Here is a 24569-nt window from a genome sequence, read left to right as displayed (position 1 = left end):
ATGAAAATTAAACGTTTTTTTGCTAAAGATATGCGCACAGCATTAAAGGAAGTCAAAGAAGAACTTGGCGTTGATGCTGTAATCATGTCAAATAAAAAGTTGGCAGATGGTGTTGAGATCGTTGCAGCGGTAGATAATGACCGAGAACTAGTGAAACAACCTCAGGTTTCAGAAAATCTAGCAGAAACGGTTACGCAACCGCAATCACAACCGCCTAGATTTGTACGTCCAGAGCCTCAAAGAGCACGGCCTGAGCCACAAGCTCAAGTTGCAGATAGCTTGCAAGCTCTGTTAGAGCGCCAAGCACCTCGTCCCCGTTCTCCTGAGTTGGCATCGATGTTTTCGCAATCTGGTATTGATACAGACCAAGTATTCAATAAGCATGCAGAAGCCGGTGGTCAATATGGTTCAGTGGGACAGCGTCAAAGCGCGCCGACTCAACAAAGTCATGTTAGACCAACGAAATCAAAACCAATGGATATTTCAGCTCGTCACACTGAAAGTAACGCTGATTGGCAGTTTGAGGATGAATTAGAGTCTGGGTTTGGTGATGATATAGTTAAACCGTCAGGTGAAGTCCAGCCAGACGAAATGACGTCAATGCGCGAAGAAATGAATGCAATTCGTCAGTTGTTAGAGCACCAAGTTTCCGGGTTGATGCAACAAGATATGGCACGCAGAGATCCTACAAGAGCCTGTTTAATTGATCGCCTGCAAGGTATGGGGATTGATTCAGAGGTTGCGGAACAAATGGCGTGTTTTATTCCAGATGATGTTTCGCGCAAAGAAGCATGGAATGCATTGCTTAATATGGTCGTAAACCAAATGCATACAACTAATAATGATATTTTACGCCAAGGTGGTGTTTATGCGTTAGTTGGTCCAACTGGTGTGGGTAAAACAACCACTGTGGCAAAACTTGCGGCATTAGGCGCACAAAAATACGGAGCTGACAAAGTAGCGCTAATTACGACAGATACGTATAGAATAGGTGCTTATGAGCAGTTAGCGACATATGGCCGGATTATAGGTTGTCCTGTAAAGCAAGTAAAAGATGCCAATGAATTAGCAGAAGTTTTATATCATTTACGCAATAAGCGTCTAGTATTAATAGACACAGCAGGAATGAGTCAAAGAGATTTGCGATTAACAGAACAATTAAATACTTTAATGCGTAGCGCAAGAGTTGATATTAGAAGTTATTTAGTATTAAGTGCGACTTCACAGATGCATGTTTTACAAGAGTCGGTCCGTCACTTTCAAAAAGTAAATTTAAGTGGCTGTATTTTCACAAAACTTGATGAATGTCTAAGTTTAGGTGAGATTATCAGTATTGCGATTCAAAATCGCTTGCCAATAGGGTATCTTACTAATGGTCAACGGGTGCCAGAAGACATTCGAGTGGCAAATGCTCAAAAGTTAGTCAAAAAAGCTGAGCAATTGTATTTAAAGAGAATAAAAGCACAACATTCGAGGCGCGAAGCAGTGGCGTCTCAGACAGTAGGAATGTATGATTAACACAGTTTTAGATCAAGCAAGTGGCCTGCGTAGGATGAATCAAAATAATAACCATGGTGTTAAAGTCATAGCCGTTACTGGTGGTAAGGGTGGCGTGGGTAAAACCAATGTGTCTTTGAACACGGCTATAGCGCTAGGTCAACAAGGTAACAGAGTATTAGTTTTAGACGCTGATTTAGGGTTGGCAAATTGTGATGTCATGTTGGGTCTGCGTGTCGAAAAGAATTTATCTCATGTTTTATCGGGCGAATGTGAGCTAGATGAGATTTTAGTTGAAGGGCCAGCAGGCATAAAAATAGTGCCTGCGACATCCGGCTCACAGAATATGGTTGAGCTTACACCGGCAGAGCATGCTGGGTTGATCCGGGCATTTAGTGAGTTAAATACTGAATTTGACATTTTAATTGTAGATACTGCCGCCGGTATCTCGGATATGGTGCTAAGCTTCTCTAGAGCAGCACAGGACGTAATGGTCGTTGTATGTGATGAGCCAACGTCCATTACAGATGCTTATGCATTGATTAAAGTTTTAAGCAGAGAGCATGGCGTTTACAAATTTAAAATAGTTGCGAATATGGTGCGTAGTTTAAGAGAAGGCCAAGAGTTATTTGCTAAACTGTCTAAAGTGACGGATAGATTCTTAGATGTGGCACTTGAGCTTGTTGCAACAGTTCCGTATGACGAAAACATGCGAAAGTCTTCGCGGCGTCAAAAAACAATTGTTGAGCTATTTCCTAAGTCTCCAGCCGCGGTTGCATTTCGTGGACTGGCAAGCAAGGCCGCTAAATGGCCTATACCACATCAGCCATCAGGGCATTTAGAGTTTTTTATTGAACAACTTGTCAATGGGTAACTATGGCATCATCGGTGAGTAAAGCGATGGGGTATCAAACAACAGAACACTTGAGCATGGTGGTTGAACGTCATGCATCACTTGTAAAAAAGGTGGCATGCCATTTATTGGCAAGGCTACCTGCAAATATTCAATTAGATGATTTAATTCAATCAGGTATGATTGGTCTCATCGAGGCGTCAAAAAACTTTGACGCCAGTAAAGGGGCAAGTTTTGAAACATTCGCGGGTATTCGGATCCGGGGCGCGATGTTGGATGAAATCCGCCGGGGTGATTGGGCTCCACGTTCTGTTCATAAAAACAGCAGGACGGTGGCTGAAGCGATATCTTTCCTTGAATCTGTGTTGGGAAGAGAACCAAAAGATACTGAAATTGCTGAAAAACTTGATATTACGTTAGATGAGTACCATCATATTCTACATGATGTAAATGCGAGTAAAATTATCGGTATCGAGGATTTAGGCGTTGATGAAGACGTGATTACTCCTGCAAACCATGATTTATCGCTAGACAAACCTTTTAATAACGTTAAAAATGAACGTTTTAATGAATCGTTGCTGACAGCGATACAATCGCTACCAGAAAGGGATAGTTTAGTACTCTCTCTTTACTATAACGACGAAATGAATTTAAAAGAAATAGGCCAGATACTTGATGTTAGTGAATCTCGTGTTAGCCAAATCCATGGGCAGGCAATGATAAAGCTCAAAGCTAAAATCAATGACTGGGTCAATTAGAGTAAAAATAATAGGTTGAAACCTCACTGGAGGATGTTTTGGATAAAAACATGAAAATTCTCGTGGTTGATGATTTTTCTACAATGAGGAGAATAATCAAAAACTTACTTAGAGACTTAGGCTTTACAAATGTACAAGAAGCTGATGATGGAAGTACGGCGCTTCCCATGCTTCAAAATCAAGAGTTTGATTTTGTTGTAACAGACTGGAATATGCCTGGTATGCAAGGAATAGATTTATTGCGTGCAATTAGGGCTGACGATAGTTTAAAGCACATACCTGTTCTGATGGTAACAGCAGAAGCTAAAAAAGAGCAGATAGTAGCTGCTGCGCAAGCTGGTGTAAATGGATATATAGTTAAACCGTTTACTGCAGGAACGCTAAAAACTAAGTTAGAAAAAGTGTTTGAACGTTTAGGTTAACAATAAGAAGGAGAGGCTTATGTCAACGCCTTCTGTGCCTCAAATCACCCTTGAGCAAGCTAAACAACTTGTTGTTTATTTGGAACAAGGTGAGCAAGATAAAGCAGACCAACTTATACTGGATGCTGCGAATAAAGAACAGTCCGAGTTGTTTGCGGAGGTGGGTAAATTAACCCGTCAATTGCATGAGTCTCTAAAAAGTTTCGAACTCGATACTCGCCTTGCTGATTTGACGACTGAAGCCATTCCTGACGCTAAACAACGTTTAAATTATGTCATGGAAATGACTGAGAATGCAGCTAACAAAACAATGGATGCAATAGAGGCTAGCTTACCTTTAGCGCAACAGTTAGGTGACGAAATCTCAGAGATAAAGCCTACGTGGGATCGTTTAATGAGCCGAGATATCCAACTCGGTGAATTTAAAACGCTTTGTCATGACCTAGATCGTTTTATGCAGGGCTCTCAAACTCGTACTGACGAGTTACAGGGCCTGATGACTAACGTGCTAATGGCACAAGATTATCAAGATTTAACCGGTCAAGTTATTCGCCGTGTTATTGAACTTGTCAGGGAAGTTGAAGATAACCTTATCCATATGCTTACCGTTTTTGGTACGACTGATGAACTACCAGCCCAAGAAAGTGACGTAATCGCTGAGCAAGCGGTAGTTCAAGCAACTGAAGTAGACATCGATGCTATATCAGGTCCCGAAGGCCCCATATTGGATGCGGATACTCGCGATGATGTGGTTTCTGGGCAAGATGAAGTAGATGATTTATTGTCTAGTTTAGGCTTCTAATAGGAGAGTAGGTACATGAGCTTTGAAGTCGATGAAGATATCTTACAAGACTTTCTTGTTGAAGCAGGAGAAATTCTAGAGCTATTATCAGAACAACTGGTAGAACTGGAGAACAATCCTGAAGATAAGGAGTTATTGAACGCCATATTCCGAGGTTTCCATACTGTCAAAGGCGGAGCCGGCTTCTTAAGTATGACCGAACTCGTTGATGCATGTCATGGTGCTGAAAATGTGTTTGATGTATTAAGGCAAGGGCAAAGAGGCGTTAGCTCCGAATTGATGGATGTGATTCTACAGTCATTAGATACCATTAATGAGATGTTTGGGCATATTCAAAATCGTGAAAAACCAGAGCCTGCAGACCCTCAATTATTAGAGACGTTACATCAATTAAGTCGACCAGAATCAGAAGATGAAGCGCCAATTGTTGCAACCGAGCCCGAGCCGGTTAGTACTCCACCCGTCGATGATGTGTTATTTGAGGCGGACTTAGCGCCTGCTACAGAAAATGATGGTGGTATTGATGAGATATCAGAAGATGAATTTGAAAATTTATTGGATGAACTTCATGGATCAGGGCAAGGGCCTGCTCCTACTCCAGCGCCAGCTGCGAGCAGCAGTGATGGTGATATAAGTGATGATGAATTTGATAGTCTACTAGATGAATTACATGGCGTTGGTAGTTTTGGTAATATAGAGGCGGAATCATCAACTACAGGAAATTCGTCACAGCCAAGTGCGGCTGTCGGAGGTGATAACGCTGACGATGAAATCAATGATGATGATTTTGAAGCGTTATTAGATGAACTTCATGGCAAGGGGGGGGCTCCACGTTCAACAGAGTCAGAAGCACCAGCTAAACCGAGTGAATCTGCACAAATGCCTGAGCCTCCTAAAGCGGCTGCACCAACACCAGTACCAAAAGCAGCGCCAAAACCAAAACCAGCACCGAAACCAGTTGTTAAACCTGAAGCTAAGGCTGCGCCAGCGAAAGCGCCAGTGGCTAAAAAACCAGCTGCTGCGCAAGCAGAAACAACTGTACGAGTAGATACAAAACGTTTAGATCAAATCATGAATATGGTTGGTGAATTAGTTTTGGTTAGAAATAGGTTAGTGAGTTTAGCTAACAATACAAATAGTGAAACTATGGGTAAAGCTATTTCTAACTTAGATGTTGTTACTGCTGATTTACAAGGCGCGGTAATGAAAACTCGGATGCAGCCAATTAAAAAAGTGTTTGGTCGTTTTCCTCGCGTTGTTAGGGATTTAGCTCGAAGCCTGAAAAAAGATATTAATTTAATTTTGGAAGGTGAAGAGACTGACTTAGATAAAAACTTGGTTGAAGCGTTAGCTGACCCACTCGTTCACTTAGTGCGAAACTCAGTCGATCATGGTATTGAAATGCCGGATGTTCGTGAAGCAGCAAACAAGCCAAGAACGGGTACGGTTACGTTATCAGCCTCCCAAGAAGGGGATCATATATTGTTAACCATCAGAGATGATGGTGCAGGTATGGATCCTGAAAAACTTAAGAAAATAGCGATTGGGAAAGGGGTTATTGATTCTGATCAGGCTAGCCGTTTATCTGATACCGAAGCGTATAATTTAATTTTTGCACCAGGGTTTTCAACGAAAGAAGAAATATCTGATATCTCTGGCCGTGGCGTTGGAATGGATGTTGTAAAAACTAAAATTACTCAGCTCAATGGTTCCGTGAATATTCAGTCGGAGCTTCGTGTTGGCACTATTTTAGAAATCAAAGTACCACTGACGCTAGCGATACTCCCAACCTTAATGGTTGTTGTAGGTGAGCAAACTTTTGCATTACCTCTTGCTGGTGTTAGTGAGATTTTCCATTTAGACTTAACAAAAACGAATATTGTGGATGGACAACTAACTATTATCGTGAGGCAAAAAGCTATTCCACTATTTTATTTGGAGCATTGGTTAGTAAAAGGCGCTGATACAACGACCAGAAAAGCGGAAGGTCACGTCGTTATAGTGCAAATAGGTACGCAGCAAGTTGGATTTGTTGTTGACTCTTTGATTGGTCAAGAAGAGGTGGTAATTAAGCCTCTCGACCAATTGCTGCAAGGTACTCCAGGTATGGCTGGAGCTACAATAACCTCTGATGGTGGTATAGCGTTGATCTTAGATGTACCAAATATGCTGAAACATTACGCTGGTCAGTAACCCAGTTTGTAGATTACAGTTAAATTGATTGAAGTGGTGCTAGTGCGCCACTTTTCAGATCCGCATAGAAAAATGAGCGTGCCAATGGCAGTTAAAGTATTAGTAGTAGACGATTCGAGCTTTTTCCGTCGTCGTGTCAGTGAAATATTAGAAAAAGACAGTGATATCAAGGTTATTGATTTTGCTGTTAATGGACAAGAAGCAGTAGAAAAAGCTGCAAAGCTTCGACCCGACGTCATCACAATGGATGTAGAAATGCCAGTAATGGATGGGATAACCGCAGTTAAAGCGATTATGAAAGCGAACCCGACACCAATATTGATGTTTTCATCTTTAACAAGAGAAGGTGCTAGTGCGACGCTAGACGCTTTGGATGCAGGTGCTTTAGATTTTTTACCGAAAAAGTTTGAAGACATAGCACGCAATAGCGAAGAGGCGATTAAATCTTTACAGTCAAAAGTTAAAGAGATTGGCCGTAGGCGGGTTCATCGTGTGGCACCAACAACAAGAGCGCCTGCGACTGAGGTTAGTAGTCGATTAAATTCGAAGCCTACGACATCAGCTAAACCAGTAATTGCACAACCAGATAGGAGCTTTAGTCGAAGCTCTTCGCCAACGACGACTTCGACAAGTGTAAAAGCATCTGGAAAACGCTACCAGCTAGTTGCTATTGGTACTTCAACAGGAGGACCTGTTGCTTTACAAACTATTTTAACTCAACTCCCTGCTAATTTCCCACATCCAATTTTGCTCATTCAACATATGCCTGCAGCGTTTACTCCAGCTTTTGCTGGGCGTCTTGATAGCCTTTGCAAGATAAAAGTACAAGAAGCTAAAAATGGCGATAGACTCGTTCCTGGTGTCGCTTATTTAGCACCTGGTGGACAGCAGATGATGGTGGAAGCCAGAGGCGGTTCTAAAACATTGAAAGTGTTTGAAGATGAGAGTCCTAGGATTACTTATAAACCGAGTGTAGACATTACTTTTGCAAGTGCTGCTAAGGCATACCAAGGGGATGTATTGGCCGTAGTTTTAACAGGTATGGGGGCCGATGGTCGGGATGGGGCAAGAATGTTAAAACAAGCAGGCTCTACTATTTGGGCACAAGATGAAAAAACGTGTGTTGTTTACGGTATGCCTCAAGCTGTTACTAATGCTGGTTTATCAACTGAGAGTTTAGCACTCCAAGATGTTGCGATGAGAGTTGCAAAAGAGGTAGGGTGCTAATAATGTGCGAGAAACAGCGTACGTAATGGGCAATTAATTTATTGTGAATAGGCATCGCGTTTAGGAATAGACATATATTGTGAAGATCTGGACAGTCGCAAATCAAAAAGGTGGGGTAGGGAAAACTACTACCGCAGTGAGCTTAGGCGGTATACTCGCATTGCAAGGAAAGCGTGTATTATTAATAGACACAGATCCGCACGCGTCACTGACTTATTATTTTGGGATCGACTCAGAAGAGTTAGAGGTGAGCGTTTATGATATTTTTGCGCGAGGCTCAGCGATGCAAAGTGAGGAAATTTTGCAAGCGTTGTGCCCTTCTACAATTGATAATCTGGATATTTTGCCCGCAACAATGGCAATCGCGACATTAGATAGAAGTATGGGCAATCGCACGGGGATGGGCTTGGTGTTAAAAAAAACGCTGGCAAAAATTAGCGAGCATTATGATTATGCTATTTTAGATTGCCCCCCTGTATTGGGTGTTTTAATGGTTAATGCCCTTGCCGCAAGTGAGCGTATACTTATCCCAGTACAAACAGAGTTTTTAGCATTAAAAGGCTTAGATCGTATGATGCGTACCATGGAATTGATGCAAAGTTCGCAATCCAAAGATTATCAATATACTATTGTGCCTACAATGTATGATAAAAGGACTAAAGCATCATTAGAAGCTTATAAATCACTATTAGCCAATTACAAAGAATATGTATGGCCAGGGGTTATCCCCGTAGATACTAAGTTTCGCGATGCTAGTTTGGCGCAGCAAGTACCAGTGGAGTACTGTCCTAAATCCAGAGGTGTGTTTGCATATCAAGCGTTGCTAGAGTATCTGCATCAGGCAAAATAGAGGTATAAATGAGTAAGCATTTATTTGCTAATGAAAAAGTCATGAAGCAATATTTAGGGGCTTTACTAACGGAAGAACCTCTTCAAGAAGAAGAACTTGCACCTGTAGCTAAATTATTAGAGCAAGTACAAAGTGTAGATGAAGTTGTTACTGAAATTGAACCGACCTCAACGAAAGTTGCAACACAGACAGCGGCAGAAGTTGAAAAGGTAAGGTCAGTTGAAATACAGGTTGAACCTCAAGAAATCGTTGAGCTACAAGCAAAAAATCTTGAGATACCAGAAAATAATACTATTATCAAAGAAGCAGCTGACACAGTAAATCACGCCGTGAGTGCTCGAGATGCTTATGGAGAAGACGAGTTTCAAGCACTATTTTTTGAAGTTGCTGGATTAACACTCGCTGTACCGTTGAAATCTTTAGGCGGAATTCACCAATTAGGTGAAATAAATCAACTTTTCGGAAAACCTAAATGGTTTAAAGGAGTGATGTTAAACCGCGAAGAAAAGCTAAATGTTGTAGATACAGCTCGGTGGGTTATGCCGGAAAAGTTTACACCAGAACTTGAGGAGCGTTTAGATTATCAGTATTTGATAACTCTGGGCGATAGCCCATGGGGCTTATTGGCTGAGAGCCTAGTTAATAATATTACGTTACAACCAGATGATGTAAAGTGGCGCACGAGTGACAGCAAACGACCTTGGTTGGCAGGTGTTATAAAAAAGAAAATGTGTGCCTTAATTGATGTCGATAATTTAAACCGCTTGCTTGAGCAAGGCCTCGATAGTCGAGAGCAGTAACTAAGATCTTTATGGAGTAAAACCATGAGCCAAGATAGACTACTTTCTGCAGACAAGAATGCTGATAGTAACGATGAAGTTCTTCAATGGGTAACTTATAAACTCGAAGACGAAACGTATGGTATTAATGTAATGCAAGTACAAGAGGTATTGCGTTACACAGAGATAGCACCAGTGCCAGGTGCACCAAGCTATGTATTAGGTATTATTAATCTTCGTGGTAATGTTGTTACGGTTATTGATACTCGCGCTCGCTTTGGATTAATGAGTGCAGAGGTAACAGATAACTCTCGTATTGTAATTATTGAAGCCGAAAAACAAGTAATTGGGATTTTGGTAGACAGTGTTGCAGAGGTTGTATACTTGCGAAGCTCTGAAATTGATAGCGCGCCCAATATAGGTACTGAAGAGAGTGCTAAGTTCATTCAAGGTGTATCGAATAGAGAAGGAGAGCTGCTGATCTTAGTTGACCTTAATAAGCTGCTCAATGATGATGAGTGGGATGAACTGAGTCATATATAAATAGTGGATGTAGTAAATAACAATTTGGTTTTACTGTTTGTTGCAATAGCCTCGGGCGTACTTTCATTGGTGTGCTTGGGGTTTGTTTTTGTATTATTGAAAAAAGCACAGCAGAGCCATATCAAACATAATAAGTTACACGCTCATATACAAGATACTGAAAATCAAACCGCAATTTTGCGCAGTGAAATTGCGGAAGTTCGTTCTGGTTTGCTGAGTATAGGCCAACGTCTTATTGCTTGTGAGAATTATGCTAAAGATTTGGCGCAGCAACAGGCGGCACAAAAGTATGATGATCCAGATGCAAGAATTTACTCTCGAGCCGTAAAAATGGTTGAGCTAGGCGCTGATATTGAAGAAGTTATGCGTGAATGTGAATTGCCACGTGCCGAAGCTGAGCTTCTTATGTCGTTGCATAATAAATCATAATAATTAGGCTTTAATATCTAGTTTGCTATTAAAGCCTTTCCACCCAGGCGGGAATTGGCCTCTTAGTACATAAGAAAATGCGATAAGCTCTGCGATAACATAATAGAGCTCTCTGGGGATCTCTTGATTTAAATCGAGTTGGCTTAATGTACTGGCAAGACTCGCATCTTGATGAAGCATTATTCCTTTATCTTTTGCGAGCGTAATTATTTCGTCAGCCAGTTCACCAAAGCCTTTACACGCGACATGTGGAGATTGGCCGGCTTCATAAAGTAAGCCTATCGCTGTTTTTTGCCCCATTTTAAATTCCCCTATACTTGTATATTGACAATAGCATGACTGTCAAAAAAAGCATCTACTTGCTCTGCGTTTTCATTTAAAACTATCTCACTTACTTGTAACCCGTGTGCTGAAAGTTTTCTTCGCAGACCATCTATATGGGGTGCAGCTAAGTTACAAACTTGTGCCGTGGTACCTAACAACTCACATTCTAATGCCTTATCCATAAGTTCCGCATGTGCACTGATTTTACCTTGTTGTGCGTAGTCAAAATTTAAGCGAATGAACCAAACCGTTTTTTCTGGCATATTCTCTTTGGCCTTTTTCTTATATTGGCCAATTTGTAGCTCGGTTTGTTGACATTCTGGAGGGAGTTTCATCGGCATAAATAAACTCAATAGTAACTGGGCGTCAGAATCAAATTTTGTGGCATTTGGACTGGGTACTAGATTTGTTTGGTGTGCGTTATTTATTTTTATTAAATCATCTAATAATTGAGAGTTTAGTTGCGGCAAATTTTGTAATAACTGTTTTGATTGCACCCCTTTAAATTCCGGGGTGAGTGTTTTAAGCAAAGAATGCAGTCTTTCAAGCTGTATATCTTCACTAAATCCTTGTGTGGCTTTGGGGGCGGCAAGGAGTGTTACCAGTAGTTTGTCTAATGCCTGGGTATAGTTATTACTACTTTGGCCGTGTGTTTCCCTGATAGGAGCTCTTGAAAACTGCGTAAAATGCGGTTGTAACTCATGAAGTATTTTAGGTGCAGATATATTCTTTTCATCGATCATTCGGTTGAAAGCATTGTGTACTAGCCTAGTTAGATCAACAGAGTCGCTACTTTTAAAATGACTAATTGCGTCTATTTTTTGGGTGAGGATTTGGGTTGTTGGTAAGTCTTTATATGCAGGTGATGGCTGTTTTTCTAGACCAAGTATTGTTTTAAGTAATGCGCGTTCGATAGGCAACTTAGGCGTGTAGGAAAGCTGTTCATAGTGCATACGTGAAGGCGGCAACTCATTTGGAAAGTTTAACAACGGTGCGGCCGTGGGTTTTACTATGCTGTGCTTGAGTGCACTCCAATCAGTGCGTGAGTCATATGCATTGTTTGTAGACAAAACTAGGCTTGATAGCTTTTCGGTAGCCATCAAAGGGCTTTGCATTGATAGCGATTGTATTACCGTGCTTAACCTTGAAAGTAAATGCACAATAGGGGCTTGTTCAGTTCGGCTTGCTGAACGTAATACTAAGGTTGTATCGAGTGTCGTTGGTAGCTTTTGGTGATGCTGACTATTTTTTGCAATAGTAGAGTCGGTGTTCATTGTCGTTGTAGTTTGATTCTTTTGGTTAAGGGATTCAAACGGTTTAGCAATCAAGTTGTTTAGTGCGTTTTTAACCGCATCTTTGATGTCTTGGAAGGTGATATGTACAAGCGGTTTATTGTAGCCAAGCGTATTATCAGACATTGGTTTGTGGGTGTTTGATATTGAGCTGTTGTTTGGTAAAGGTTGAATGTCAGAGAATTGACTTTTAATAGGTTGCGCTAATGTCAGAGCGTGTTTTTGAGGGATTGCTGCGATGTTAATACCTTGACTATGCTTTGTAATCGATGCTTGTTGCCATTTAGCGGTGCTCGTAATATTACTTGTTTCCACTTTGGTATTAGTCAGTGTGAATGATTGCTGAGATTGCGAAAATTTCACCTGAATATCCTGCTTATCCACCAGTATAAAAGGCGTGACTTTATTTGATGCTAACAGCTCTGTGAACTTTTGCTTGCTAATAGCACCTGTTAATAACGGGTCTTTAAACTGATTGAGTAAAGTAAAAGTAACTTTTTGTGGTGCAGCTTGAATATTAGCTACAAGCTTAGACTCGTTTTTGAGTATTTCTGACAAAGCAGGATTAATTGCTAAGTTAATACCAAGTTTTTTGAATTGAAGCTGTGGGTTTGGGGTGTGGATGACGCTGACGTTTTGTTGAAGGCTCGTTGAAGGGTGAAGTCCTTTGAGCAGGTTAACGAGCGCCATCAGTTCATTTGCAGCTTTAACCTGAATGCTTTGTTCTGGTGTGTTAAGTGTTAATGTTTGCCCATTGTTTGCGACAGTAACATGTGCTAATTCAATTCGTGAAGGCGCCGCGCTCCCATTTTTAATAGCCAGTCGCATTGGTTGCCACCGGCCGTTTAATTCTACATCCATTTGCAGGCTATCAGACTTAATCACCACATTCTTAGCGATAAAGGTTTTTGGTGGAGAATGCTGAACGCTATTTGTACTAGCATCGCTTAAAACTGTGCGAGTGTCAGATGTACTCGAAGTTTGAATGTGAATTGGTTGTTTATTCATTATTTTAAATCAAATTTTCAGTAATCGTTGGTGTTGGATTATTCGTATTACCATACCATTATGGTAGACTAACGCCCAATTTTGAGTAGCGAGAATCACCAATTTGCTAGAGATAAAGTCGGTCACTTGTGTCAAACAAGAGCGTTGTTTGTTCGAATCTTTAAGCTTTGCTTTAGAATCAGGTAAAATCATGCAAGTTGAGGGCCCAAATGGTGCGGGTAAAACATCTTTATTGCGCATTGTTGCAGGGTTTGCAAATGCGGATGAAGGTAATGTAATTTTTAACGGCCAATCAATTACTGACCATTATGATGAGTTCGCTACTCAATTGTTATTCATAGGTCATAAAACGGGCGTAAATGGGCAATTGACAGCCTATGAAAATGTCTGTCATTGGCTTGATGTACATGGCTATGAACGTCCAACCAATATTTATGAGGTGTTAGCCAAACTTGGTCTGGTTGGCCTTGAGGACGTGCCTGTACGGACACTATCGGCAGGACAGCAACGACGAGTCGCGCTTGCGAGGCTATGGATGAATAACGCTAAACTATGGATACTAGATGAGCCTTTCACTGCCTTGGATAAAAAAGGCGTGATATTACTGCAACAACAATTCGCTCAGCAATTAAGCCTAGGTGGGTCGATATTATTGACAACCCATCAGGATTTAACCACACATTTTGACGATTTAAAAACGCTTGTTTTGGAGTATCGTCATTAATGAAAATATCTCATTCATATTGGCAGTTATTTTATGCAGTCTATAAAAAAGACCTTACGTTAGCATTTCGTCAACGTGCAGAAATTGTTAATCCATTGCTGTTTTTTTTAATTGTTATTACATTATTCCCGCTGGCGATAGGTCCGGAACCTGCGCTGTTAGCAAGAATGGCTCCAGGCATAATTTGGGTCGCAGCTTTACTTTCTACCATGCTTGGGCTAGATAAAGTCTTTCGAGATGATTTTAATGATGGTTCCTTAGAACAATTAATTGCTTCAGCATACCCGTTACCATTATCAGTGTTAGCAAAAGTACTGGCCCATTGGACAACGACTGGGTTACCAATGGTATTGATGGCACCTGTTTTTGCATTACTCATGAATTTAGACAGTCAATTACTCAGCGCGATGTTATTAACATTACTGATCGGGACACCACTTTTGAGTTTTATTGGTGCTATCGGCGCGGCATTGACTGTTGGGTTACAAAAAGGCGGGATCTTAATGAGCCTTTTGGTGTTACCTTTGTATATACCAGTACTAATTTTTGCGACGTCCGCCATTGATACAAGTAGCATGTCATTGGCTTATGGTGGACAACTCGCGATCCTCGGGGCTATGTTAGCAGTAGCTGCTGTTATGGCCCCTTTAGCAATATCGTCAGCTTTAAAAGTGAGTGTAAGTTAACATGTGGAAATGGTTACATCCCTATGCAAAAGCAGAGCGTGCATATCAATTATGTAATACGCTACTGCCTTATTTTACAGTTATTACCGTCGTGTGTTTAGTTGTTGGTTGGGTTTGGGGGCTCGCTTATGCTCCAGCCGATTATCAGCAAAAAGACAGTTATCGTATTATCTTCATTCATGTACCTTCTGCTATTTTGTCCATGGGAGCATATTCATCAATGGCCATTGCGGCCATCATAGCGCTGGTTTGGCAAATAAGGAATGCAGAATTGGCGGTTATTGCCATAGCTCCAGTAGGGGCGGCAATGACGGCAATTGCATTAATTACAGGAGCCGCTTGGGGCAAGCCAATGTGGGGAGCTTGGTGGGTATGGGATGCACGGCTTACATCTGAATTAATATTATTATTTTTATATTTTGGGGTGCTGTCTCTATATCACGCCTTTGAGGATAAAAAGTCAGCTGGACGGGCGGCTTGTATTTTAGCAATTGTTGGTGTTATTAATTTACCGATAATCCACTTTTCAGTTGAATGGTGGAATACGTTACATCAAGGTGCAACAATTACTAAGTTTGATACATCTGCTATTGATGCTTCAATGTTGTGGCCGCTATTAATAAATATTGCGGCATTTGCAGGCTTTGTTGGCGTAATTACGCTAATTCGTTTGAAGAATGAGATCTTACAATGTGAAAAGCATCGCCCGTGGGTACGAGATTTAGTAAGTCGAGGTTAAGTATGCAGTTTGAGTCATTTAGTGATTTTATTTCGATGGGTGGATATGGTTTTTATGTCTGGTTGTCGTTTGGTAGTTGTGCATTGGTATTATCATCAGTTTTGATAAGTTCTTTATTTGATGGGAAGCGGCTTAAGCAGCAAGTTAGGTTGCAGATTGAAAGAGAAGCTCGAATTAAAAAAGCTCAGCAGGAGCAAGCAGTATGAATCCTAGACGTAAAAAGCGCATGCTTGCAGTACTGGCGATTGTGTTTGGTGTCGGCTCCGCGATAGGCTTAACCTTATATGCGCTGCAAGAAAATATAAACTTATTTTATACGCCAAGTGAGTTAATTGATGGTAAAGGCGAAAACAAAGAAAAACCATTTGTTGGTCAAAAATTACGAATTGGCGGTATGGTTGTTCCAGGCTCCGTAGTACGAGATGAAACAAGTTTGGATGTGACGTTTAAACTCGCTGATAAAGGTCCTCTTGTGACCATTAAATACCGTGGTATTTTGCCCGACTTATTTAGAGAAGGTCAGGGAATAGTTGCGCAAGGTACGTTAATTGAGCCAGATGTTATTGAAGCATTTGAAGTACTGGCAAAACATGACGAGGAATATATGCCCCCAGAGGTGGCGGAGGCGGTTAAAGGAATTAAGCACGTTAAACCCACCTACAATTTAAATAGCGAGAATTAATATGATCCCAGAGATTGGCTATTTTTCGCTTGTGCTAGCGATGGCATTGAGTCTGTTGTTGTGCATATTTCCGATGTGGGGGGCTTATACTGGAAATTTAAGGCTGATGCGAGCTGCACCATCATTGGCTGTTGGCCAGTGTTTGTTTGTGTTAGTGTCGTTTGCTATTTTGATTTATGTAACATTGATAGATGATTTCACAGTTGCGTACGTTGCACACCATTCAAGTACAAGCTTGCCTTGGTACTATAAAGTCACTTCGACATGGGGAGGCCATGAAGGCGCAATCTTACTGTGGTTAGTGATGCAGTCAAGTTGGACGGCGCTTGTGGCACTGATGTCTAAGTCACTTCCTTGGGTGCTTAGAGCGAGGGTCTTGGGGGTACTGGGCTTTCTTGGTGTAGGTTTTATGCTGTATACCCTCTGGATGTCGAGTCCGTTTGAGCGCTTACTGCCCTACTTTCCGGTAGAGGGACGTGACTTAAACCCATTACTACAAGATCCTGGAATGATTATTCATCCACCTTTACTCTATATGGGATATGTTGGTTTATCTGTGTCTTTTGCGTTTGCGATAGCGGCACTATTAACAGGTAAGTTGGATAACACTTGGGCTAAATGGTCACGACCTTGGACGATGGTTGCATGGGGATTTTTGACGTTAGGCATCACTATCGGTAGCTGGTGGGCTTACTCAGAGCTTGGCTGGGGGGGCTGGTGGTTTTGGGATCCGGTGGAAAACGCATCGCTGATGCCATGGTTAGTCGCAACAGCATTACTGCACTCTTTAGCGAGCACAGAAAAGCGCGGGATCTTCAAGTCTTGGACTGTGTTGTTGGCCATTACAGCGTTTAGTTTATGTTTACTTGGCACCTTTATAGTTCGTTCTGGCATTATTGTATCCGTTCATGCGTTTGCAACAGATCCAGATAGAGGACTGTTTATTTTGACTTTTTTACTCGTGGTTGTCGGCGGCAGCTTAGCTTTATATGCTATGCGAGTGTCTGAAGTAAAAAGTGAAGGGCGGTACAAACTATTATCTAGGGAAGTCTCACTATGGGCCAATAATATATTTTTGGTGGTTGCGACGCTAATTGTGTTGTTGGGGACATTGTTGCCCATGATCCATAAAGAACTGGGGCTTGGTTCTATTTCTATTGGTGTGCCATTTTTCAATCAAATGTTTTCAGTGCTAATTGTGCCTTTTGCACTATTACTTGGAATTGCACCTTTATTAAGATGGAAGCAGAATAAATTGACACCACTGGCGAAGAAAGCGCTAGGTTTAGTCGCGGCAGCATTACTGTTAACAGCTTCTTGGTTATATAGTAGTTACGATACCGTCTCAATACTTACCTTTGTGGCAACGGCACTAGGGGTTTGGATTGTATTGGGTGCTCTGTTAGATATTTTTGAGAAAGTGACGGTAGAAAAACATATCCTGAATGGTTTTAAGCGACAAAGCATGAGCTATTGGGCAATGATCTTAGGTCATGTAGGGATCGCGTTTGTGGTTGCAGGTGTAGCACTAACATCTGCGTATTCAGTGGAGCGCTCAGTGAGTATGAAGGCTGGTGATACCGCGGTCCTTAATGAATACACATACCGGTTTGAAGGCGTGAAGGAGATTCGAGGCCCTAATTACAGTGGCCATGCAGGCGTCGTCAATGTGCTAAAAGAAGGGAGTATAGTGACTGAATTGTATGCAGAAAAGCGTTTGTATGATGTCGGTATGCAATTTATGACTGAGGCGGCAATCGATGATGGCTTTTTCCGCGATTTATACCTAGCTCTGGGTGAGCAATTAAGTAATGGCAACTGGTCATTGCGGATTTATCACAAGCCATATGTACGTTGGATGTGGTTAGGCGGATTATTGATCTCTATAGCTGGTTTCTTGGTTGTGGCAGATAAACGTTATCGTAGACGACCTAAATACACTGAGACGGCAGAGGCTAAAATATGAATAAGAAATTGATAGCAATCATACCATTTTTGATATTCATGTTTTTATGTGTGTTTTTGTACCAAGGGTTATTTGGTAATCCTCGTGAGTTGCAAACAGGCCGTATAGGGCAGGTAATGCCGAGCTTTACGTTGCCTGATTTAATGGACGATGAAAAACAGTGGCAAAATACTGACTTACTCGGTGAAGTGTATTTACTGAATGTGTGGGGCACTTGGTGCCCAACGTGTATTGCTGAGTTAGGCTACTTAGCGCAGCTTCGAAGTCAAGGTGTTCGTATTATTGGTTTATATTATGAACAAGCTTATGACCCAGATTTTGGCGACCAGTTTGATATGAATGCGCTTAGAGTAGAAGTGAAGTCAATGTTAGACAGAGCGGGAGATCCGTATCAATTTAATATTTTAGATTTAGAACGAACATTAGCACTAGATTTAGGTGTATCTGGCGCACCAGAGACATTTTTAGTTAATAAAGAAGGGAAGATATTGCTACATCATACAGGTGATATCAACCCTCGAGTGTGGAGAGCGAAGTTTGCACCAGCTATTCAGGAGCTGTCACAATGAAATATGTATTGATGATATTGACGATGCTAATGAGCTTCGCAGGACATACGGTAGAAGATAAGTATGAATTTTCATCACAAGAGCGTGCGGCAACCTTTAAGGAGTTGACTCATGAACTTCGTTGTCCGAAATGTCAGAACCAGAATATTGCTGATTCTGATGCAATTGTAGCGAAAGATTTGCGAGATAAAGTCGTCACTTTGGTCCATGAAGGGAAAACAAAGGAAGAAGTGATTGATTATATGATCGATCGTTATGGCTACTTTGTACATTATCAGCCACCGGTCACGCCTGCGACAATTATTTTGTGGGTATTGCCCATTTTTATAGTGGTAGTTGGTTTTGGTTTTATCGTATTTCGGCAAAAAAAGGCGTCTAGGAAGCAAGTGTGGGATGCAAATGATGAAGCTAAGTTGACTAAATTGATTGCTCAGTATCAGCGTAAGGAGCAGCAATAATGAATGAAATGATGCAAATGTGGGGTATGTTTGCGCTACTCACTGTGTTAGCGCTGTTATTTGTTGCAGTGCCTTTTTTACGAAAAGAGAATGTACTAACGTTAGACCATGATGCGAACGCTGAGCGGATAGTGATTTACCATCAACGTCTTGATGAATTAAAACAAGACTTAACTAGTCAACGAATAGAGCAATTTATTCATGATGAATCTGTGCTTGAATTGAAACAAAGGCTCTATCATGAGTTGTCTCCAGAGAAACAACTCAATAGCCGAGGTAATAATCGAATTTTCGCCCTGACTGGGGTGGCATTTACATTAGCTGTTAGCAGTGTTTTTTATAGCTTTACAGGTAGTCAGACGCAAATAGAGAACTGGTATCATGCGATTGAAAAACTGCCTGAGTACGGAGAGAGAGCCGTCATGCAACAAGGTGAGCCTCTTACTCAGAATGAATTGCAAGCTTTTGCATTAGGGCTTCGTACCAAGTTAGCCAATAGTGGTGATGATGCTGTTGCGTGGATGCTACTTGGCCGTGTTGCAATGTCACTTAACGACTATGAAATGGCAAAACAAGCGTTTGAAAAAGCACTGAGCATGAACCCAAAAAATAATAATATTTTGGTCAATTATAGCCAAGTATTGCTAGTGGAAGGCTCCGAGACAGGAATGAACCGTGCTGCTCAAATGTTATCTCAAGTGCTACAGTCGGATCCGAAAAATATTGATGCAATTTCATTACTCGCATTGATAGCTTATGAACGTCAGGACTGGCATGAAGCGAAAAGTGCATTTGAAGTGTTGCTCTCTACAATAAACGAGTCAGACCCACGGTATAGCATGATTTCTCAACGTATTGAAGAGATCACAGCGCGACTGATCGAGATTGAACCGCAGCCAATGTTAGGGACTCCTATACTTTCGGTGACAGTCACGTTGGCGGAAGAGTTACGTTCTTCATTGCCAAATAATGCAACTTTATTTGTGTTTGTAAAGGCTGCTGATGGGCCAAAAATGCCGCTTGCGGTAGAAAAACTTACAGATTTTAACTTGCCTTTAACTGTCACTCTAGATGATAGTATGGCAATGATGCCAGAATTAAAACTTTCGAGTTTTGAAAATGTGATCATTACGGCACGTGTGTCCGTAGATGGTTCCGTTATGATAAGCCCTGATGAACTTGAGGGAGAATCCCCAGTCATAAGGCTTACAGAAGGCAATCAAAAACATACCGTAGAGATTAGTCGTGTAATTACGAGTACAGGAAGCTAAATGTTTAAACCTATTTATAGTGCACTGATCGCACTAACGATTCTTTCAGGCTGTACGAGCGTTCCTGAAGAGAAGAAAGACGAACGAGATCCATTGCAGTCTATAAACCGTCCAATTTATGACTTTAACATGGATGTACTAGACACATATATTCTTCGCCCAGCAGCGCAAGGGTATTTAGCAGTAACACCCACACCTGTAAGAGCGGGCCTTGTTAATTTTACGACTAATATTGCAGCGCCTATCGATGCAGTCAATGCGGGTTTACAAGGTAAGCCCGGTGATATGGGGGTTAATGTTGCGAGGTTTTTAATTAATTCAACAGTTGGCGTGCTAGGTATATTTGATGTTGCCAGTAACTTTGGATTAGAGCATAAAGATGAGGACTTTGGTCAAACGTTAGGGGTTTGGGGAGTTGGTGATGGTGCGTACGTGATGTTACCTGCAATGGGGCCTTCAACGGTACGAAATGTCGTTGGTGATGTGGTCGATAAAGTCGTTTTACCTGAAATTGCATTAACTACACCGCAAACTCTCCTAATTTTTGCGTTACGCGCAGTGGAGGCGAGAGCGTCGCTTATGGCGCAAGAGAGTTTACTAAAGGAGTCTTTAGACCCATATGTATTTATGAAAGACATATACTTTCAACGTCAATTATACGAGCTGCATGATGGAAACCCACCTGTTAATGAAGAACCAACTGACTTTGATGAGGACTTTTTAGAAAACCTTTAATGGTTTTCATTTTTTAGATAATAAAAAATAGGCTGGCGACGGGCATTGCCAGCCTATACGGGAGTATGTAGGCTCCCATAATTCTGTCTAGTGCATGACGCAACGCTGCTTCCGATAAAACCCAAGCGCATTCAATTTCTCAATTAAAGCAGGATCGTCAAGGCGCTGTGGGGTTGCTTGCTCCCTTAAGAAATGTTCAGCGGGAACTGAGTGTAGATCTAACATTTTATGAAATAAAATACTGCGTATTGTCAACGCTGTCATTCCGTTGTCTTGAAGCGCATCTAAACGGTTTTGCAAATCAGAAAAAGGGCCGGCTTTGATATCATCAACAACAGCAGAGAATTGATTTACTGGTTTGGTTTTAAGCATTTTTTTACCCTCTTAGGAATACTTTAACACTGCGGGAGATATTCATAGATACTCCAAGAATTAAATAATTTTTGTGTTAAAAATAGATACTTACGTATTATCGAATAAAGCCAGTGTACTCTGTTTTATGCTGAGATTACTAACTTAGATGTAAAGTTTTGTAAATCGCAGGGGGGGATAATCGGGGAGAATTTGTATCGATAATCTAGACGTCTAGAAGTAAGATATTGATGCGAAAATAAAAATAGTTCTCAGTACCTTTTATAGTACTGAGAAAACTAAATGAATTTAAGAAAACAATTTTTGCTTTACGTGTTCTGCGAAACCACTACCGGCTTCTAAATAGAAGTTATAGGTGTAATCTACGCCCATATCTTCGAGTTCTTTTTGCTGATCTGGGTAGTTTGCTATTGCAGTTACTTGTCCGCTGAAGCCAGATGCATTGAGCTGCTCTAGTGCATATATATTTTGCATATGTTTAGGCATAGCAAGCATCACCATTTCGACATTAGAATGATTAACTCGTTGCCAAAAGTCAGGGTCTGTTGCATCGGCGAGCAATACTCTTCGGCCACGCTTAACATGTCGTTCAACGACTTCAGGTTTTATATCTATCCCAGCGATAACACCTGAGTTGGAGGTTTCGATGGTTTCATATGCACCCGTTCCTATTCTGCCCATGCCAAAAATGACGATTTGTGTATTGGTTAAATTCACCGGAAGCTCTTCTTCTAAGCGTGTGGCGCTTTCGAACTTGAGTAATAAAGGCTCGAGTTTGACATATATTTCATTTGCTCTTTTGTTTAGCGGCGATGCGAGAACAAATGTGAGTGAGACCGCAATAGCGACAACGGCTAACCAATCAGAGGTAATTGCACCGCTAGACGCCGCGACAGCACAAACAATTAAGCCAAATTCGCTGTAATTAGAGAGTGTAAATGCACTGAGTAGAGACGTTCTTGCGCGTAATCTAAAGAGATTAGTAAAAGCGTAGTACAACCCAACCTTTAAAGGTAAAACAATGACAAGTAGCAAGGCTATGAACAGCGCATAGGCTGATATGTTCGCATTTAATCCGATGTTTAAAAAGAACCCAACAAGCATGATATCTTTTAAATTAAGTAATGATTTGGATAGTTCACCTGCTTTCTTATGTGGAGCAAACATCATGCCGATAATAAGCGCTCCTAGGTCACCCTTAAGACCAGCAAATTCAAATGCATGATATCCAATGATGAGGGCAAAGAAAAAGCCAAACAGGGGCAGTAATTCACCATGCTTAGAGCGATTTAAGACCCAAAACATAATAGGTTTGAATACGAATAGACTGACAAGTAATACCAAAGCCCACATGTTGGGTACTTTACCGGTACTTATAGCCAAAAAGGCCACAGCAAAAATATCTTGCATAACGAGAATACCGATAGAAATCTTGCCGTGAAGTGTTGCCATTTCTCCACGCTCTTCTAATACTTTGACAGCAAAAACAGTACTTGAAAAGCTGAATGCGAAGCCGACCAGCATAGCACTTGTCAACGATAATTCTGTAAAGAGCGGCAGTGATGCATAGGCTAATAAAAGTAAAAGGCTAGTGAAAAATGCAGTACAAACGACGATATGTAATGTTGCTGGGGCCCATACTTGTGGTTTGATTAAGTTTGAGAGCTTAAGTTTCAGGCCTATCGAAAATAATAATAATGTTACGCCTAAATCAGCAAGGGAGGTTAATAACGCTGTAGTATGGTAGCCAAGTAAATTGAGCACGAAACCAGCCATTAAAAAGCCAATAAGTGGCGGCAATTTCAACTGATATACAGCAAAACCACAAACAAACGCTATGGCGAAAAACAGTAATTCCATTTGGTAACCAACAGTCGATAATGAGTAATTAAAGTGTATCAAAACTCACTGATTTATAAATTAATTTTTTTAAAACTAGGGAGAACGTAATTGCGGTTAACTGGGTTAAGAATAAGATATTCTGTCTAATGAGGTAAATTTTCGCTGACAAGAGTGAATATTTATGGTTAAGATGCCAATAAAGGAGCAATCTCGAACAGGAGACTTAATGTTTAAAAAAATCCTTGCATCAGTGGGTATCGGTGCCGCGAAAGTCGATACTGTTTTAGAAACTGAGCATTTGAATCCTGGACAAAAATTCCAAGCTCAAATTATTGTGAATGGCGGTGATGTTGTACAAGAAGTCTCAGGGCTAGAATTAGCTTTAATGACGCGGATAAAACATGAAAGTGATGATGGAGAGTATTTTACTAATCATGTTATTGAAAAGTGGCATATCGGTGAACGGTTTACTATAGGCCCAGAAGAGCAAGTTGTGATCCCATTTGAAGCACGTTTGCACTCTGAAACCCCAATCACAGAAATCAATGCTGGCTATAACTATAGTTTTGTATGGTTAGAAACTGGGCTTGACATTGATTTAGCATTGGATCCATCGGATAAAGACACTTTACATATTTACCCTAACGAAGCCGTTAAAACTTGCATGGCAGCAATGGAGAAGCTGGGTTTTTCTTTAATTAAAGCCGATGTTGAACAAGGTTACTTGAAAGCGTCCGATTTTCAGTCTCTTTCTGGTTGTTATCAAGAGTTAGAGTATAGACCGAACAACCAATCTATATTTGGGATACAAGAAATTGAGCTTTCTTTTGTGCCAGAAGCACATAAAACACATGTTTTGATTGAATTAGATAGAGCGTTTCGCTCAGATGGTTATGTGGATTTAACTATCGAACATGATCAAGTTAATCTCAGCACAATTTGCGATCAGTTAGAGCGATTGTTTGCATAATATGGGCTAATAAAATAAATTTGAGCCCAGCTAATATGCTGGGCTTTTTTCTTAGGGAATGAACGATGCAGTGGCATATTAAACGATTTAGTGAACTTGATACGATAACGCTGTTTCAGATAATGAAAGCAAGGGTGGATGTGTTTGTTGTTGAACAAGCATGCCCTTATCCTGAATTAGATGACATTGACCACCATTTAGATACGTATCATATTTATGCTCAGCAGGATGGCGTGATAACCGCGTATGCCCGTACCTACCGTAAGGGCATACGTACTTGTGCAATAGGGCGTGTTTTAGTCCATGAAAAGCATAGAGGGGTGGGACTTGCAAGCCAATTAATGAGTCGAACTATCGAGTTAGCAAGTACATATAAAGAAGCAATAGACATTTTTTTATCTGCGCAAACTCAATTGCTGAGTTTTTATCAAGGCTTAGGCTTTCATGCGATAGGTAAGTCATATTTAGAAGATGGTATTGCGCACCAAGATATGGTGCTCAAACATAAATGAAATATGCTTTATGTCTTTCATAATTAAGGTGCTGTGCTCAGCACCTTAATTATGATGTTTGTCAAA

27 protein-coding genes are annotated in these 24569 nt (G+C 41.0%); 23 read left to right on the top strand and 4 right to left on the bottom strand.

Translation table 11 applies throughout. The features are described 5' to 3' along the window. The 11 genes from flhF (at nt 1) to J8L98_RS09555 (ending at nt 10353) form a co-directional block, all read left to right on the top strand. On the top strand, nt 1-1518 hold the full coding sequence (flhF, locus tag J8L98_RS09605) for a flagellar biosynthesis protein FlhF (RefSeq protein WP_210996221.1): 1518 nt from the start codon (nt 1-3) through the stop codon (nt 1516-1518). Continuing rightward, nucleotides 1511-2371 carry a MinD/ParA family protein gene (locus J8L98_RS09600; RefSeq protein WP_010364898.1) on the top strand — a complete coding sequence of 287 codons (861 nt, stop codon included), beginning with the start codon at nt 1511-1513 and terminating at the stop codon, nt 2369-2371. Before flhF ends, J8L98_RS09600 begins: the two co-directional genes overlap by 8 nt. A 2-nt stretch (nt 2372-2373) precedes the next feature. Then, nucleotides 2374-3108 carry an RNA polymerase sigma factor FliA gene (locus J8L98_RS09595; RefSeq protein ID WP_210996220.1) on the top strand — a complete coding sequence of 245 codons (735 nt, stop codon included), beginning with the start codon at nt 2374-2376 and terminating at the stop codon, nt 3106-3108. Nucleotides 3109-3146: 38 nt separating this feature from the next. After that, nucleotides 3147-3530 (top strand): chemotaxis response regulator CheY, encoded by a 384-nt coding sequence (gene cheY / locus J8L98_RS09590; RefSeq protein WP_010364893.1) that lies wholly within the window; start codon nt 3147-3149, stop codon nt 3528-3530. Nucleotides 3531-3549: 19 nt separating this feature from the next. Next, nucleotides 3550-4332, top strand: a complete 783-nt coding sequence (locus J8L98_RS09585) for a protein phosphatase CheZ (protein ID WP_210996219.1) — start codon at nt 3550-3552, stop codon at nt 4330-4332. A gap of 15 nt (nt 4333-4347) precedes the next feature. After that, entirely contained in the window at nt 4348-6525 is a 2178-nt protein-coding gene (locus J8L98_RS09580) for a chemotaxis protein CheA (RefSeq protein WP_210996218.1), read from the top strand. An 84-nt stretch (nt 6526-6609) separates the two neighbouring features. Further along, nucleotides 6610-7752, top strand: a complete 1143-nt coding sequence (locus J8L98_RS09575) for a chemotaxis response regulator protein-glutamate methylesterase (protein WP_192506866.1) — start codon at nt 6610-6612, stop codon at nt 7750-7752. A 79-nt stretch (nt 7753-7831) separates the two neighbouring features. Then, on the top strand, nt 7832-8602 hold the full coding sequence (locus tag J8L98_RS09570) for a ParA family protein (RefSeq protein ID WP_210996217.1): 771 nt from the start codon (nt 7832-7834) through the stop codon (nt 8600-8602). A gap of 8 nt (nt 8603-8610) precedes the next feature. After that, nucleotides 8611-9402 (top strand): chemotaxis protein CheW, encoded by a 792-nt coding sequence (locus J8L98_RS09565; RefSeq protein WP_210996216.1) that lies wholly within the window; start codon nt 8611-8613, stop codon nt 9400-9402. Nucleotides 9403-9426: 24 nt separating this feature from the next. After that, complete coding sequence (locus J8L98_RS09560; RefSeq protein WP_192506869.1) at nt 9427-9924, top strand: chemotaxis protein CheW; 498 nt, start codon at nt 9427-9429, stop codon at nt 9922-9924. Further along, the gene (locus tag J8L98_RS09555; protein WP_348771900.1) at nt 9925-10353 is read left to right on the top strand and encodes a DUF2802 domain-containing protein; all 429 of its coding nucleotides are present in this window, start codon (nt 9925-9927) and stop codon (nt 10351-10353) included. It begins immediately after the preceding gene. A 3-nt stretch (nt 10354-10356) separates the two neighbouring features. Here the strand turns inward: J8L98_RS09555 and J8L98_RS09550 are convergent, their stop codons facing one another. Then, nucleotides 10357-10653, bottom strand: coding sequence for an EscU/YscU/HrcU family type III secretion system export apparatus switch protein (locus tag J8L98_RS09550; protein WP_210996215.1), 297 nt, complete (start codon nt 10651-10653; stop codon nt 10357-10359). 11 nt (nt 10654-10664) lie between these two features. Beyond that, nucleotides 10665-12977, bottom strand: a complete 2313-nt coding sequence (locus J8L98_RS09545; protein ID WP_210996214.1) for a hypothetical protein — start codon at nt 12975-12977, stop codon at nt 10665-10667. A 103-nt stretch (nt 12978-13080) separates the two neighbouring features. Here J8L98_RS09545 and ccmA point away from each other — a divergent pair, with 103 nt between their 5' ends. The 10 genes from ccmA to J8L98_RS09495 are packed head-to-tail and all read left to right on the top strand — an operon-like array spanning nt 13081 to nt 20807. Further along, nucleotides 13081-13701: a cytochrome c biogenesis heme-transporting ATPase CcmA gene (gene ccmA / locus J8L98_RS09540; protein ID WP_192506872.1), complete on the top strand. Its 621-nt coding sequence runs from the start codon at nt 13081-13083 to the stop codon at nt 13699-13701. After that, entirely contained in the window at nt 13701-14387 is a 687-nt protein-coding gene (gene ccmB / locus J8L98_RS09535; protein WP_192506873.1) for a heme exporter protein CcmB, read from the top strand. Before ccmA ends, ccmB begins: the two co-directional genes overlap by 1 nt. A gap of 1 nt (nt 14388) precedes the next feature. After that, nucleotides 14389-15126 (top strand): heme ABC transporter permease, encoded by a 738-nt coding sequence (locus J8L98_RS09530; RefSeq protein ID WP_192506874.1) that lies wholly within the window; start codon nt 14389-14391, stop codon nt 15124-15126. 2 nt (nt 15127-15128) lie between these two features. Next, entirely contained in the window at nt 15129-15332 is a 204-nt protein-coding gene (ccmD, locus tag J8L98_RS09525; RefSeq protein ID WP_192506875.1) for a heme exporter protein CcmD, read from the top strand. Further along, nucleotides 15329-15808: a cytochrome c maturation protein CcmE gene (ccmE, locus tag J8L98_RS09520; protein WP_192506876.1), complete on the top strand. Its 480-nt coding sequence runs from the start codon at nt 15329-15331 to the stop codon at nt 15806-15808. Before ccmD ends, ccmE begins: the two co-directional genes overlap by 4 nt. Nucleotide 15809: 1 nt before the next feature. After that, a complete protein-coding gene (locus J8L98_RS09515) occupies nt 15810-17774 on the top strand; it encodes a heme lyase CcmF/NrfE family subunit (RefSeq protein ID WP_210996213.1) in 1965 nt (654 codons plus the stop codon). After that, nucleotides 17771-18343, top strand: a complete 573-nt coding sequence (locus tag J8L98_RS09510; RefSeq protein ID WP_210996212.1) for a redoxin family protein — start codon at nt 17771-17773, stop codon at nt 18341-18343. Before J8L98_RS09515 ends, J8L98_RS09510 begins: the two co-directional genes overlap by 4 nt. Further along, nucleotides 18340-18801: a cytochrome c-type biogenesis protein gene (locus J8L98_RS09505; protein ID WP_192506879.1), complete on the top strand. Its 462-nt coding sequence runs from the start codon at nt 18340-18342 to the stop codon at nt 18799-18801. The genes J8L98_RS09510 and J8L98_RS09505 overlap by 4 nt, the downstream gene beginning before the upstream one ends. 8 nt (nt 18802-18809) lie before the next feature. Further along, complete coding sequence (gene ccmI, locus J8L98_RS09500; protein WP_210996299.1) at nt 18810-20072, top strand: c-type cytochrome biogenesis protein CcmI; 1263 nt, start codon at nt 18810-18812, stop codon at nt 20070-20072. Next, complete coding sequence (locus J8L98_RS09495) at nt 20073-20807, top strand: VacJ family lipoprotein (protein ID WP_192506880.1); 735 nt, start codon at nt 20073-20075, stop codon at nt 20805-20807. A gap of 87 nt (nt 20808-20894) precedes the next feature. Here J8L98_RS09495 and J8L98_RS09490 read toward each other — a convergent pair whose 3' ends face one another. Both J8L98_RS09490 and J8L98_RS09485 read right to left on the bottom strand, forming a co-directional pair. Continuing rightward, nucleotides 20895-21179 carry a hypothetical protein gene (locus tag J8L98_RS09490; RefSeq protein ID WP_192506881.1) on the bottom strand — a complete coding sequence of 95 codons (285 nt, stop codon included), beginning with the start codon at nt 21177-21179 and terminating at the stop codon, nt 20895-20897. Between the two features lie 288 nt (nt 21180-21467). Further along, nucleotides 21468-23039: a cation:proton antiporter family protein gene (locus tag J8L98_RS09485; RefSeq protein ID WP_192506882.1), complete on the bottom strand. Its 1572-nt coding sequence runs from the start codon at nt 23037-23039 to the stop codon at nt 21468-21470. Between the two features lie 208 nt (nt 23040-23247). Between J8L98_RS09485 and J8L98_RS09480 the strand changes: the two genes are divergently transcribed. Both J8L98_RS09480 and J8L98_RS09475 read left to right on the top strand, forming a co-directional pair. Beyond that, on the top strand, nt 23248-23991 hold the full coding sequence (locus tag J8L98_RS09480) for a sporulation protein (protein WP_192506883.1): 744 nt from the start codon (nt 23248-23250) through the stop codon (nt 23989-23991). A 65-nt stretch (nt 23992-24056) separates the two neighbouring features. After that, complete coding sequence (locus J8L98_RS09475) at nt 24057-24503, top strand: GNAT family N-acetyltransferase (protein WP_210996211.1); 447 nt, start codon at nt 24057-24059, stop codon at nt 24501-24503. The last annotated feature ends 66 nt before the right edge of the window (nt 24504-24569 follow it).

It is taken from the genome of Pseudoalteromonas sp. MMG013, assembly GCF_018100885.1.
Lineage (GTDB): Bacteria > Pseudomonadota > Gammaproteobacteria > Enterobacterales > Alteromonadaceae > Pseudoalteromonas > Pseudoalteromonas aurantia.
The sequence above is the reverse complement of the archived record's forward strand: the minus strand, read 5'-3'. Positions and strand labels throughout refer to the sequence as shown.